Source organism: Asanoa sp. WMMD1127 (genome assembly GCF_029626225.1).
GTDB lineage: Bacteria > Actinomycetota > Actinomycetes > Mycobacteriales > Micromonosporaceae > Asanoa.
In genome coordinates this window covers 5567310-5580658 of the sequence record NZ_JARUBP010000001.1, presented here as the reverse complement: position 1 = coordinate 5580658, position 13349 = coordinate 5567310, and the positions used below count along the sequence as shown (strand labels likewise).

Sequence of the window (13349 nt, the reverse complement as noted above, 5' to 3'; positions counted from 1 at the left end):
ACCGTCTTACCCCTGGCGGAGGGAGCGGCCCATTGAGTCCGGCTGACGAGGACGGGTTTCGCGAGTTCGTGGCGTCGCACATGCCGGCGCTGCGCAAGCTCGCGTACGTCACGTGCGGCGACTGGCATGCCGCCGAGGACGCCGTGGCCAACGCGCTGGCGAAGCTCTACCCGCGGTGGGGCCGGCTCGACCGGCCGGACCTCTACGCGCGGACCATGGTGGTCCGGGCCGCCATCGACGAGACCCGCCGGCCCTGGTGGCGACGCGAGCGGTCCGCCGGCGACGCGCTGCCCGACGTCCCCCATTCCGACCCGACGGGGGCCAGCGAAGAGGGCCTGCGGGTGCGCTCGGCGTTGCGCCGGGTGCCCGTGCGCCAACGGGCGGTGCTCGTCCTGCGCTACTACCTCGACCTGACGGCCGAGGAGGCCGCGGAGGTGCTCGGCGTGCGCCCGCCCACGGTGCGCAGCCAGACGAGCCGCGGCCTGGCCAACCTGCGTGCGGCGCTGGCCGCGGGCGGTGTCGTTCTTGACGATTCAGCGGAACCGGGAGCGTGGATAGATGCGAGTCAGGGACGTGGTGGATCTGGCGGCCGACGAAGCGCCGCCGCCGCGTTACGGCGTTGAGGACATTGTCCAACGTGGACGCAGGGTACGCCGGCGCCGGCGGCAGGCCTGGGCCACGTCCGGCGCGGCCGGGCTGGCCGTGCTGGGCGTCGTCGCGGCGGTGGCGTTGCAGTCGCGCGCGGTGACCGGGCCGGCGGAGACGGCGGCGCAGGCGCTCACGCCGGTGCCGGTGGCGGCGCCACCGTTCACCTTCACCGTCGACGCCTACGAGGTCGGCCGGCTGCGGGTCGCGCCGCCGGTCGACGTCGCCACGGCCTACCAGATCGCACCTGTCTACGCCGAGGGCCTGGTCACCAACGACCGGGCGATCGACGCCGCCGCGCCGGCCCGCGAGGGTCCGTCGCTCTACGCCTACCTCACCGTCTACCGACCCGGCGCGTACGACCCGGACAAGCTCCCCGGCGCCCGTCCGGTGACCGTCGGGGAGCGCCCCGGCCGCGAGACCGACGTGCCGGAGGGTGGCCGCCTCCACACCCTCGCCTGGGAATATGCCGACGGCGCCTGGGCGGTGATCGACTCCTACTCGAGCGAGCCGGGCAACCCGTCGGCGGCGGAGTTCCGCGCCCTGGCGGCCGGGCTGCGCGGGACGACACCCAGGCCCGCCAAGGTTCCCGTCACGCTGGGCTACGTCCCCGCCGGCTACCAACTCGACGAGGTCGCGCAGCACGCGATGACCGGGCTCAACGGCATCGCCGCCGCGCGCGACGGTGACTACGGCGGCCTGCTCTACAGCCGGCCCGCCCAGCCGACGACCGGGTTGTCCGAGCCGTACGGCGGCGTCGAGGGCGCCGATCCGCCCAACAGCTTCGTGGTCTACGTCGTGCCGTCCACCAACGCCAACCAGCGACCGTCCCGCCAGATCAGCTGCGGCGCCGGCTTCTGCAACCGATGGTCGCCGGACGGCAAGGTCAACGTGCAGGTGGCCAGCCGCGGCGCCGGCGGGCTGTCCACGGAGGAGATACGGAAGGTGCTCGACGGCATCACGCTCGCCGATGTGACCGACGACAGCACTTGGAAGCCAGTGGGTTGACCACGCCCGCCCGCGTTAGGAACGGTCCGTTGCTTCCGATTGCAACGGACCGTTCCTAACGCGCGGCCCGCGCCGGCGGCCTCACCGGCTCCGCGCCCCGACGGCCGACGCACGACCCGCCGCCCAGTGCGGCGCGCTGCCCAACGCGGCGCCACCCAGCGGGGCACCGCCCACCGGGGCACCGGACCGGGCACGGCCGGAGGCGGCACCGCCGGAACCGCACGCGAAGGCGGCACCGCCCGGACACGCCACCGCCGGACACGCCACCGCCGGACACCGCACCGCCGGAACCGCACGACCGGACACCGCACCGCGGGACGGGCGCCGCCGGGGGCGTGGCGTTCTTGATCAGGTGCACGGGGTCTGGTTACGAGAGTGCGCTTCTCATGATCATGTGCGACTGGTCTGGCCAGGGAAGGGCGTGTCGCCCAGGCGTGATGCACATGATCGAGGAGGAGCAGGTGCACGAGCCAGATCAGGTGCACCTGATCATCGGGCGAGTGGGAGACCGAAGGCCGACCGGGCAAACCGGGCCGACCCGGCCAAGCGGGCCGACCGGGCCAACCGGTCAGCGTTCTCGGGGTCCGCCGGGCCAGGTCCGAGCCGGCCGCCGCCCGGTCGACCGGACCGAGCGGCGTCAAGGTTCCGCACAGAATTCGCGTTTACCGTCGGTGACGTCCGGCGGCCGCGGTGGCCGCCGGCGGGACGGACGGGCAGAAACGGTGCGACGGAGAACGCGACGGATCCTGGTCGGGGTGCTGGCGGCGCTGGTGGTCATCGGCGGCGGCAGCGCGATCGGCGTCTGGGCGTACGGCCGCTCGCTCAACGGGCACCTGGCCCGCACCGACGCCTTCGCCGGCGTGCCCGAGGACGACCGGCCGGCCCCGGTCGTCAAGGGCGCGCTCAACGTGCTGCTGCTGGGCAGCGACTCGCGCGACCCCGACGACAGCGCCGACTCCCGCACCGACACGATCATGTTGATGCACGTCGACGCCGACCACGAGAAGGCCGAGGTCATCTCGATACCCCGCGACACCTGGGTCTACGTGCCGCCGGCGCCCGACGGCCAGCACGGCGACACCATGGCGAAGATCAACGCGGCGTACGCCTGGGGCGGCACCCCGCTGACCGTGCGGACCGTGGAGACCTTCACCGGCGTGCACATCGACCACGTCGCGATGATCGACTTCGCCGGCTTCGCCCAGGTGGTCGACGCGCTGGGCGGCGTCGACCTGAAGATCGAAAAGACGATCAAGTCGATCCACCCGCCGTACCGGACGTTCCAGAAGGGCACCCAGCACCTCACCGGCGCCGAGGCGCTCGACTACGTGCGCCAGCGCTACCAGTTCGCCGACGGTGACTTCAGCCGCGAGCGGCACCAGCGCGAGTTCCTGCAGGCGTTGCTGGACAAGGCGGCCAGCGCCGGCACGCTGGCCAACCCGGTCAAGCTCAACGATTTCCTCCAGGCGGCGACCAGGTCGCTCACCGTCGACCAGGACTTCGACCTCGTCGGCACCGCGCTCCAGCTGCGCGGGCTGCGCAGCGCCGACCTCACGTTCCTCGGCAGCCCGACCGCCGGCACCGGCAACCGCGACGGCCAGAGCGTCGTGCTCTCGGACAGCACCAAGGCGAAGGCGCTCTACCAGGCCGTGTCCGACGACACCGTGCGGAGCTATCTGGCCGGCAAGACCTAGGGTGGAGGTCATGCCAGCGATCGGGACCTCCGTGTACGCCGCCGCCGCCGACCGTTACGACGCGATGCCCTATCGCCGCACGGGACGCAGCGGACTCAAGCTCCCGGCGATCTCGCTCGGGCTGTGGCAGAACTTCGGTGGCGAGCGACCGCTGGAGACCCAGCGCGCGATCGTGCGGCGGGCCTTCGACCGCGGTGTCACCCACTTCGACCTGGCCAACAACTACGGGCCGCCCTACGGCTCCGCCGAGACGGCGTTCGGGTCGCTGCTGGCCGGCGACCTGCGGCCCTACCGGGACGAGTTGGTGATCTCGACGAAGGCCGGCTACGACATGTGGCCGGGGCCCTACGGCAACTGGGGCTCCCGGAAATACCTGCTGGCCAGCCTCGACCAGAGCCTCTCCCGGATGGGCCTGGACTACGTCGACATCTTCTACTCCCACCGCGTCGACCCGGACACGCCGCTCGAGGAGACGATGGGCGCCCTCGACTCGGCGGTGCGCCAGGGCAAGGCCCTCTACGTCGGCATCTCGTCCTACTCCCCCGCGCTGACCGAGCGGGCCGCCCAGATTCTGCGGGACCTCGGCACGCCGCTGTTGATCCACCAGCCGTCGTACTCGATGCTCAACCGCTGGATCGAGGACGGCCTGCTCGACGTGCTCGACCGCGAGGGCATCGGCTGCATCGGCTTCTCCCCGCTGGCCCAGGGCATGCTCACCGACCGCTACCTCGACGGCATCCCGGCCGACTCCCGCGCCGCTCGCGAGGGCTCGTTCGACGCCGACTGGCTCACCGACGAGAACCTGGGCAAGATCCGCGCGCTCAACGACCTCGCCCGTGGCCGCGGCCAGTCGCTGGCCCAGTTGGCGCTCGCCTGGACCCTGCGCGACAAGCGGATGACCTCCACCCTGATCGGCGCGAGCAGCGTGGCCCAGCTCGACAACAGCCTGGCGGCCCTCGACCACCTCGACTTCACGAATGACGAGCTGACCGAGATCGACCGGTACGCGACGGAGTCCGACCTCAATATCTGGGCCGCCTCCTCCCAGGCCGGCTGACCTCCCGGCGCCCGCCCCGTTAGGAACGGCCCGTTCCTAACGGATAGCGATTGGAACGGCCCGTTCCTAACGCGCGGCGCGCGTCAGCGCGGCGCGCGTCAGCGCGGCGCGGGGCCGGTGGAGTCGCGGACGACCAGGGTGTGGCCGGTGGAGCGGCGGCGGGCGCGGGCCGACTTCGGCTTGAGGGCCAGTTCCAACGCCATCCGGCCCATGTCGGTCATCGGCAGCCGGATCGTGGTCAGTGACGGCGCCAGGTCCGCCGCCACCGAGACGTCGTCGAAGCCCACCACCGACATCCGTTTCGGCACCGCGATCTTCCGTCCACGAAGGACGGACAGCACGCCCATCGCCATCGCGTCGTTGAGCGCGATCACGGCCGTCGTGTCCGGGTGGTCGCGCAGGATCCGCTCGGCCGCGTCCCGGCCGCCGTCGCGGGTGAAGTCGGTGTGCACGACCGGCAGCGACGCCGGGTGCAGGCCCGCCTCCCGCACGGCCCGCAGCACCCCGGCCATCCGGTCCGTCACCGTCGTCAGCCCGCCGGTGCCCGCCGCGATCGCGATCCGCCGATGCCCGAGCGACAGCAGATGGGTCCCGAGCGCGAACCCGCCCGCCTCGTTGTCCGGCAGGACCGCGTCAACGCCCAGGCTGTGCCGGCCGATCACCGCGACCCGTCCGCCGAGGTCCTGGAACGCGGTCAGCTCCGCCTTGGTCGCCGCCTCGGTGGCGGGATCGTTGTAGCCGGAGCCCGCGACGATGATGACGCCGACCCGCTGCGCGATGAGGTGCCGGATCTGCCGCAGCTCGTGGACCGGGTCGCGGCCCGAGTGGCAGATCTGCACCATCAGCCCCTGCTCGCCGGCCACCTCGATGACGCCACCGGCGATCTCGGAGAAGTACGGGTCGTCGACCTGGTGCACGACCAGACCGACCGAGGTCGAGACTCCACCCGCGAGGGTGCGCGCGTAGGGGTCGACGACGTAGCCGAGCTCGGCCGCCACCTGCCGGACCCGGCGGGCGACCTCCTCGCTGACGCCGTCGCGACCGGTCAGCGAGCGCGACGCGGTCGCCAGCGACACGCCGGCCCGCTCGGCCACGTCGACGAGGCGCAACCGTGATCCAGGCTTCGGCATCCGCACTCCCGCGCGAGCATCGATCCAACGGAATCCGTCTATTGCCAGTCCCGCAGGACACAGCCTAGGCTACGAAAGCGCTTTCGCAAGCGCTTCCGTCCCCCGCTCGAAGGAGCGTCCGGAGATGACGAACCAGAACCGCACGATACGACGCACGGCCACCGCGATCGGCGCGACGCTCGCACTCGCGCTCGGCGCCTGCGGTGGAGACGAACCGGAGCAGCAGAACAGCGACGAACCGATCGTCGTCGGGATCTCGTTGCCGCTGACCGGAGACTTCTCCGAGCCCGGCAAGGGCGTCCAGCGCGGCTACGAGGCCTGGGCGAAGATCACCAACGACAAGGGTGGCCTGCTCGGCCGCCAGATCGAGCTCAAGATTCTCGACGACCAGTCCAACGCCGACCGCGTCGTGGCCGACTACGAGCAGCTCATCGGCAGCGACCAGGTCGACGTCGTGGTTGGTCCCTTCTCGACCCGCCTCGTCGTCCCGGCCGCCCGGGTGGCCGAGGAATACGGCATGCTCTTCGTCGAGCCCGCCGGCGCCGCGGCCGAGGTCTTCCAGCAGGGCTTCAAGAACCTGTTCTACGCGGCCCCCGCGGTGGCCAACGACCACTACAACCATCTCGCCGAGCACCTGCTCGCCCTGCCCGAGGGGCAGCGTCCGAAGACGGCGGCCTACGCGGCCATGGACGACCCGTTCGCCCAGGGCACGGCCTACGGTCTCAAGGCCAAGCTGGAGGCCGGCGGCGTCAAGACGGTGGTCGACGAGGTCTACCCGCCGAACACCACCGACTTCAGCAGCATCGCGGCGAAGATCGCCACCTCCAAGGCCGACATGGTCGTGGGCGGCTCGCAGTACCAGGACGGCGTCAACCTGATCGTCGCCCTGCAGCAGCTCAACTACCAGCCCAAGCTGGCCGCCTTCTCGACGGCGCCGACCAGCCCCGAGTTCGCGGCGGCGATCGGCAACAAGACCGAGGGCATCCTGTCGCCCACCGGCTACACGCAGGACGCGCCCTACGAGAGCAACAAGGAGTTCGTCGAGAAATACACGGCCCAGTTCGGCTCGCCGCCCGAGGAGGACGAGGCCAACGCGTACACCACGGGTCAGGTCGTCGCGGCCGCCATCACCGCGGCCGGCTGCGCCGAGCAGGGCGAGTGCCAGAAGAAGCTGGTCGACTGGGTACGCGCCAACACGGTCGACACGGTCGTCGGCCCGCTGTCGTGGGACGAGACCGGCAAGCCACAGGGCGCCCACATGATCCAGCAGTGGGTCGGCGGCGAGATCAAGATCGTGCTGCCGGCGGACGCCAAGGAGACCGACCTCGTGTTCCCGAAGCCGGCCTGGTGAGCTGACCATGCCGTCCGGCGCCCTGCTCTTTTAGAGCGTCATCCTCGGCCTGCTGCTGGGAGGGCTCTACGCCCTCCTGGCGGCGGGGCTGACGCTCTACTTCGGAATCATGCGGGTGGTGATGATCGCCCACTCGGCGTTCCTCATCCTGGCCGCCTACCTCGCCTGGTGGTCACACACCGAGCTGGGGATCGACCCGCTGCTGTCGATGGTGGTGACCGTCCCGCTGTTCTTCGGCTGCGGGGTGCTGCTGCAACGCCTGCTGCTCGCCCGGCTCCGGCCGGTCACCCTCACCATGATGTCGGTGCTGCTGACGTTCGCGATCGCCGTCGTCATCGAGGGCCTGCTGGGCTACGTCTTCAGCGGCACCCAGCGCCGCATCCAGCTGGGCTACGGCTCGGCCAGCCTGGAGCTGTTCGGCGCCCGCGTCGCGGTGGTCAAGCTCATCGCGTTCGGGCTGGCCGCCGTCGCCCTGGTGACGCTCTACCTGGTCATGAAGCGCACCCAGTTCGGCTGGGCGCTGCGGGCGACGATCCAGCACCGCGACGCGGCCCGGCTCGTCGGCATCGACACCGACCGGGTCGCCGGCTTCGGCTTCGGGCTCGGCCTGGCGACCGCGGCGATCGGCGGCACCGCCCTGTCGCTCGACACCACGATCTACCCGTCGCTGCACTGGCACTGGATCGGCCCGCTGATGGCGATCATCGTGGTCGGCGGGCTCGGCAGCGTCCCGGGCGCGGCGGCGGCCGCGATGGTCCTCGGGCTCGCGCAGAGCCTGCTGCAGATCGAGCTCGGCACGACCTGGGCCCAGACCGTGTTCTACGTCGCGCTCTTCGTCACGCTGGCGATCCGGCCGCAGGGATTCTTCGGAGGTCGCCTTGCGCAACGCTTCTAGGGTCGCCGGCGGCGTCGCGCTGCTCGCGTTCGTCGCCGTCGCGCTCGCGTACCCGGAGATCGCGCCCAACCCCTATCTCCTCTCGGTCGGCATCGTCGTCCTCAACTACGCGGTGCTGTCCACCTCGTGGAACTTCGTCGGCGGCTTCACCGGCTACATCTCGCTCGGCCACGGCGCCCTCGCCGGCCTCGGCGCCTACGGCACGGCCCTGCTGGTCACCAAGGGCGGCCTGCCGAGCTTCGTGGCGCTGGCCGCCGCCGCCCTCCTGGTCGCCGTGCTCGCGGTCCCCATCGGGTACGCCGCCCTGCGCGTCCGCGGCGCCTCGTTCGTCATCGTGTCGATCGCCCTGGTGCTGGTGACGCTGCTCGTCTTCCAGAGCTGGGCGTCGTTCACCGGCGGGTCCCGCGGGCTCAACGTGCCGCGCCCGTTCCCCGGCCTGCTCCGGCCCGAGCACCACCGGGTCTTCTACTACCTGTTCCTGGCCCTGCTCGCGGTCGCCCTGCTGGTCTGGTGGCTGATCGACCGCTCCCGGTTCGGCCTGGGCCTCAAGGCGATCCGCGAGGACGAGGACAAGGCCGAGGCGCTGGGCACGCCGACGTTCACCTACAAGCTGGTGGTGTTCGTCGTCTCGGCGTTCTTCACCGGGCTGGCCGGCGGGCTCTACGCGCTCTGGTTCGGCGACCTCGACCCGATCTTCCAGTTCTCCATCCTGACCGGCTCCTACATGGTGCTGATGGCGCTGCTCGGCGGCGTCCGCAACCTGTTCGGCCCGCTGGTCGGCGCGCTGCTGGTCGGCTCGGCGCTCGAATACTTCAAGGTCGAGTTCGGCAACACTCCCCTGCACCTGGTGGCCACCGGCGTGCTGCTGGCGCTGGTCGTCCTCTTCATGCCCGACGGCGTGCTGCCCGCCCTGAGCACCCTGCTGCACCGTTTCTCGGGCCGCACCGACAGCTCGATCCGCGAGGTGACCGCAGCCGAGCTGGCCGCACAGCGCGAGCCCCAACCGATCGGAGGTGAGCGCGGTGCGCAGCCTGGAAACGGTTGAGCTGACCAAGGCGTTCGGTGGCAACGTGGTGCTCGACAAGACCACGGTCAGCTTCCAGCACGGCAAGGTCAACGCGCTGATCGGCCCCAACGGCTCCGGCAAGACGACGTTCTTCAACTGCGTCACGGGCATGATCCGGGCCGACAGCGGCGCGGTCCGCTACGGCGACCACGACATCACCCGCCGCTCACCGCACGCCATCGCCCGCGCCGGGCTCGGCCGCACCTTCCAGCTGTGCCGGGTCTTCCCGCGGATGACGGCGCTCGACAACGTGCTCGCCGCGACCCGGCCGCAGGGGCTGCACCTGTTCCGCGGCGCCCGCGGCCGCACCGAGGTCGACCGCGCCCGCGAGTGGCTGACCCGCCTGGGCATCGAACACCTCGCCGACGTCGAGGCGCGCACCATGTCCTGGGGGCAGCAGAAGCTGCTCGAACTGGCCGGGGTGCTGATGAGCGAGCCCGAGACCGTGCTGCTCGACGAGCCGGCCGGCGGGGTCAACCCGGCGCTGCTCGACCGGATCGGCGGGCTGGTCCGCGAGCTCAACGCCGAGGGTCGCACGTTCGTCATCGTCGAGCACAACATGGAGCTGGTGATGAGCATCAGCGACCACATCGTGGTGTTCGACCGGGGCCGGCCGATCGCCGAGGGCCCGCCGTCGGTCATCCGCACCGACGAGCGCGTGTTGGGAGCCTACCTTGGTGTCTGAACCCGAGATCGAGCTCGTCGACGTGGAGGCGGGCTACGGCCGCGCCGCGCCCGTCCTACGTGGACTCAGCGTGGCCGTCCCGGCCGGCACCATCGTCTGTCTCGTCGGCCCCAACGGCGCCGGCAAGTCAACCGTCCTCAAAGTGGCCAGCGGCCTGCTCGCGCCCCGATCAGGCGCCGTCCGCGTCGGCGGCGTCGACGTCACCGGCCACGGTCCACAACGGATGCTCGCCAGCGGCGTCGCCCACGTACTGCAGGGGCACAGCGTGTTCAGCGAGATGACCGTGGCCGAGAACGTGCTCCTCGGCGCGTACACCATCAAGGACAAGGCGCGGATCGCCGCGCGCACGGAGTTCGTCCGCGACCTGTTCCCGGTGGTCGCCGACCGCTGGGACACGCTGGCCGGCCTGCTCTCCGGCGGCCAGCAGAAGCAGGTCGAGTTCGCCCGCTCGCTGATGGTCGACCCCAAGGTCGTGCTGCTCGACGAGCCGTCGATGGGCCTCGACCCGAAGGCCACCAGCACCGTGTTTGAGCAGGTCGTGCGGATGCGCGACGCCGGCACCGCCGTGCTGCTGGTCGAGCAGAACGCCCGCCGCGCGCTGGAGACCGCCGACATCGGCTGCGTCCTCGACCTCGGGCGCGTGCACATCTCTGGGCCGGCGGCCCAACTCCTCGCCGACCCGCGCCTCGGAGAGCTCTACCTCGGCGGCCGTCCCGCCGAGTCGCCCCGCTAGGAGGTACGCCCATGCGGAAAGCCGTCCTCGCCACCGCCACCGTCCTCGCCGCCGGCCTGCTCGCCGGCGCCGGCACCGCCGTCCTGCCCGCGTCGGCCAGCAACGACGGCCCGCGCGACGTCCACCCGACCCTGCGCGACGACCTCGTCGCGTACTACGACTTCGACCACCCCGCCCGTGGCGACGCGGCGCTGGAGCGCGACCAGGGCCGCTCCGGCACCGAGATCGACCTGGTCAACGGCGGTCCCGAGATGCGGGTCCGTGAGCGCGCCTTCCACCGCAGCGGCAACGCGCTGCAGACGAGGCAGGTCGACCCGGCGACGGCCGGCAACGACGACTGGAAGGCCGGCATCTACGCCCAGCCGGGCGTGCGTACGCTGCGCGCCTTCAACGCCGTCTCCGGCACCACCGTGATGGGCTGGTTCAAGGTGGACATGGACGGCCCGGCGCTCAACTCCAACACTCCCGACCCGGCCGACCGGTTCAACGCGATCGGCCTCGCCGGCGTGTTGACCGGCGACTCGGACGGCCACGGCGTGCGGGCGCTGCTCGAGCTCATCGACGTCAACGGCGAGCTGCGGCTGGTCGCGCTCGGCCGGCGGCTCGACGGCGGCAACTCGCAGACGTTCGCGGCGAGCCGGCCGTGGCAGGAGCTGCTGCCGCGCGGCGAGTGGGTGCACCTCGCCGCCACCTTCAACTTCGCCGACGGCACGCTCGCCCTCTACCGCGACGGCGAGCCGGTCGACGGCTTCTACACCCGCACCGACGACCCGTGGCTCGTGGGCGGCCCCGGCCCGCACGTGACGACCGCGTCCGACCCGCGCGGCATCAAGATCGGCGGCAGCTTCCCGCAGGACTCCCGCGAGCAGAACCCGTGCGACTGCCGCATGGACTCGCTGATGTTCCTCGACACCGTTGTCTCGGCGCGCGACGTCGAGAGGCAATACCAGCACATGACCCGGCGTTGACCGCGCCCACCGTCCCCGAGATCGGAGTGACCCGCGTGCGCAGATCCCTCACGACCGCGTCCCTCACCGCCACCGCTCTCGCCCTGTCCCTGCTCGTGGCGTCACCGGCCCGGGCCGCGGACCCCGTCTACGACCCGGTGCCCGAGTCCCAGGTGCAGAGCCGCATCGGCCTGGTGCTCGAGGAGTACGCATCGTTCCCGAAGTCCGAGCCGACCCCGGCGCCCACCGACGCCCGGCTCATGCGGCAGGCCCGCATCAACACCATCATGGAGGTGCCCGACGGCTCCGGCCGCCGCGCGGTGCCTGACCTCAACGGCCAGCTCTATTTCGTCGAGGACGGCGTGCCGCACGTCTACCTCGACGTCGCCGCGACGTTCGCGCCGCAGTTCTTCTCCGGACGGGGTCTCGGCCAGGGCTTCGGCTATGTGGCCTTCCACCCCGACTTCAAGCGCAACGGCAAGTTCTACACCATCCACACGGAGCAGGCGTCGCAGACGACCGAGGTGCCCGACTGGCAGCAGACCGGCACGCTGTTCCACGGTGTGATCACCGAGTGGACGGCCACCGACCCGGCCGCGGGCACCTTCGCCGGCACGCGCCGGGAGCTGCTGCGGATCGGTTTCGGCGGTCAGGTGCACGGCGTCCAGGAGATCAACTTCGACCCCACGGCGCGGCGCGGAGACGCCGACTACGGCCTGCTCTACCTGGCCGTCGGCGACGGCGGGCTCGGGGTGCGCAACACCGACCCGCAGAACCTGGCGATTCCGCACGGCAAGCTGCTGCGGATCGACCCGCTGGGCACCAACGCGGCCAACGGGGCGTACGGCATCCCGCCCTCGAACCCGTTCGTCGGCCAGGCCGGCAAGCTGGGCGAGATCTACTCGTACGGCTACCGCGACCCGCACCGGTTCAGCTGGGACCGGGCGACCGGCAAGCTCTACCTCGGCCACATCGGCGAGCACGCGATCGAGGCGATCTACGAGGTGCGGGCCGGCGACAACATGGGCTGGAGCGAGCGCGAGGGCGCGTTCGTATTCGACAAGACCTCGACCAACCCGTGTGACAAGCTGCTCCCGCTCCCGGCCGATGACGCGGGATACGTCTACCCGGTGGCCGCCTACGACCACGACCCCGCGCCCGGCTGGAACTGCACCTCGGACGTCGGCGTCGCGGTGGCCGGCGGCTTCGTCTACCGCGGCCGGGACGTGCCGAAGCTGCGCGGCAAGTACGTCTTCGGCGACCTGGTCGACGGGCGGGTGCTGTTCACCGAGGCCGACGAGATGCGCCGCGGCCACGCGCCGGCCACCATCCACCGGTTCGCGCTGTTCAACGCGGCCGGCGAGTCGGTGCGCATGCAGGACCTCTCCGGGCCGGGCGCGCCCGGCGACCCCAACCGGGTCGACCTGCGGTTCGGCACCGACGCACAGGGTGAGCTCTACATCCTGGCCAAGGCCAACGGCAAGATCTGGAAGGTGACGGGTACGCGGGAGTTCGCCGCCGGAGACGTCGGCAGCACCTCGGTGCGGGACACCATGCGCCCGACCAACTGGGCCCCGGTCACCCCGTCGAAGTGGCGCTTCGCCAACGGTCAGGTCATCCTGGCCGAGGCCGGTGAGGCCCGGCCCGGTCCCCGGCGCCCGTTCGAGTACGCGGTGCTGACCGCCGGCCCGGTGTTCGGCGCGGTGGAGATCACCGGGGAGGTGCGGCTCGACACGCCCGTCGAGGTCACCAACCGCGACGTGATCATCGTGTTCGGCTACCGGTCGGACACGGAGTTCTACTACGCGCACGTCTCGACCGACAACACGATCTACCCGCACAACGGCATCTTCAAGGTGAACAACGCCGACCGCGAGCGGATCGACTACCAGTGGAACGGCCGGTCGCGGGGCGCCAACCCGGCGATCGTCGACGCGAAGTGGCACACCGTGCGGGTCAAGCACCTGCCGTCGACCGGCGAGATCGCGGTCTATGTGGACGGTGCCAAGGACCCGCTGATGACGGCCAAGGACACGACGTTCAGCTCCGGCCGGGTGGGCTTCGGCTCGTTCGACAACATCGGCCGCCTGCGCGACCTCACGGTGAAGGGCACACCAGCAGCGTGATCCGGTAGGGGG

At 71.3% G+C, this 13349-nt stretch carries 12 protein-coding genes; 11 read left to right on the top strand and 1 reads right to left on the bottom strand.

The genetic code is table 11. The features are described 5' to 3' along the window. Positions 1-32: 32 nt before the first annotated feature. The 4 genes from O7635_RS26590 (at position 33) to mgrA (ending at position 4404) form a co-directional block, all read left to right on the top strand. Positions 33-623, top strand: coding sequence for a SigE family RNA polymerase sigma factor (locus tag O7635_RS26590; RefSeq protein WP_278083205.1), 591 nt, complete (start codon positions 33-35; stop codon positions 621-623). Then, positions 559-1653, top strand: coding sequence for a hypothetical protein (locus O7635_RS26585; protein ID WP_278083204.1), 1095 nt, complete (start codon positions 559-561; stop codon positions 1651-1653). The genes O7635_RS26590 and O7635_RS26585 overlap by 65 nt, the downstream gene beginning before the upstream one ends. A gap of 722 nt (positions 1654-2375) precedes the next feature. Next, positions 2376-3347 carry an LCP family protein gene (locus O7635_RS26580; RefSeq protein ID WP_278083203.1) on the top strand — a complete coding sequence of 324 codons (972 nt, stop codon included), beginning with the start codon at positions 2376-2378 and terminating at the stop codon, positions 3345-3347. A gap of 10 nt (positions 3348-3357) precedes the next feature. Then, positions 3358-4404, top strand: coding sequence for an L-glyceraldehyde 3-phosphate reductase (gene mgrA / locus O7635_RS26575; protein ID WP_278083202.1), 1047 nt, complete (start codon positions 3358-3360; stop codon positions 4402-4404). A 98-nt stretch (positions 4405-4502) separates the two neighbouring features. Here the strand turns inward: mgrA and O7635_RS26570 are convergent, their stop codons facing one another. Further along, positions 4503-5534: a LacI family DNA-binding transcriptional regulator gene (locus O7635_RS26570; protein ID WP_278083201.1), complete on the bottom strand. Its 1032-nt coding sequence runs from the start codon at positions 5532-5534 to the stop codon at positions 4503-4505. Positions 5535-5658: 124 nt separating this feature from the next. On the opposite strand from O7635_RS26570, the gene O7635_RS26565 reads away from it, so the two are divergent. Genes O7635_RS26565 through O7635_RS26535 form a run of 7 tightly spaced genes read left to right on the top strand, consistent with a single transcriptional unit; the run spans position 5659 to position 13337 of the window. Next, on the top strand, positions 5659-6885 hold the full coding sequence (locus O7635_RS26565; RefSeq protein WP_278083200.1) for an amino acid ABC transporter substrate-binding protein: 1227 nt from the start codon (positions 5659-5661) through the stop codon (positions 6883-6885). Positions 6886-6925: 40 nt separating this feature from the next. Beyond that, positions 6926-7780 carry a branched-chain amino acid ABC transporter permease gene (locus tag O7635_RS26560; protein ID WP_347405345.1) on the top strand — a complete coding sequence of 285 codons (855 nt, stop codon included), beginning with the start codon at positions 6926-6928 and terminating at the stop codon, positions 7778-7780. Beyond that, positions 7764-8825 carry a branched-chain amino acid ABC transporter permease gene (locus O7635_RS26555; RefSeq protein WP_278083199.1) on the top strand — a complete coding sequence of 354 codons (1062 nt, stop codon included), beginning with the start codon at positions 7764-7766 and terminating at the stop codon, positions 8823-8825. The genes O7635_RS26560 and O7635_RS26555 overlap by 17 nt, the downstream gene beginning before the upstream one ends. Then, a complete protein-coding gene (locus O7635_RS26550; RefSeq protein ID WP_278083198.1) occupies positions 8803-9531 on the top strand; it encodes an ABC transporter ATP-binding protein in 729 nt (242 codons plus the stop codon). Before O7635_RS26555 ends, O7635_RS26550 begins: the two co-directional genes overlap by 23 nt. After that, positions 9524-10264: an ABC transporter ATP-binding protein gene (locus tag O7635_RS26545; RefSeq protein ID WP_278083197.1), complete on the top strand. Its 741-nt coding sequence runs from the start codon at positions 9524-9526 to the stop codon at positions 10262-10264. The genes O7635_RS26550 and O7635_RS26545 overlap by 8 nt, the downstream gene beginning before the upstream one ends. An 11-nt stretch (positions 10265-10275) precedes the next feature. Beyond that, positions 10276-11232: a LamG-like jellyroll fold domain-containing protein gene (locus tag O7635_RS26540; RefSeq protein WP_278083196.1), complete on the top strand. Its 957-nt coding sequence runs from the start codon at positions 10276-10278 to the stop codon at positions 11230-11232. A 35-nt stretch (positions 11233-11267) separates the two neighbouring features. Further along, positions 11268-13337 (top strand): PQQ-dependent sugar dehydrogenase, encoded by a 2070-nt coding sequence (locus O7635_RS26535; protein WP_278083195.1) that lies wholly within the window; start codon positions 11268-11270, stop codon positions 13335-13337. The last annotated feature ends 12 nt before the right edge of the window (positions 13338-13349 follow it).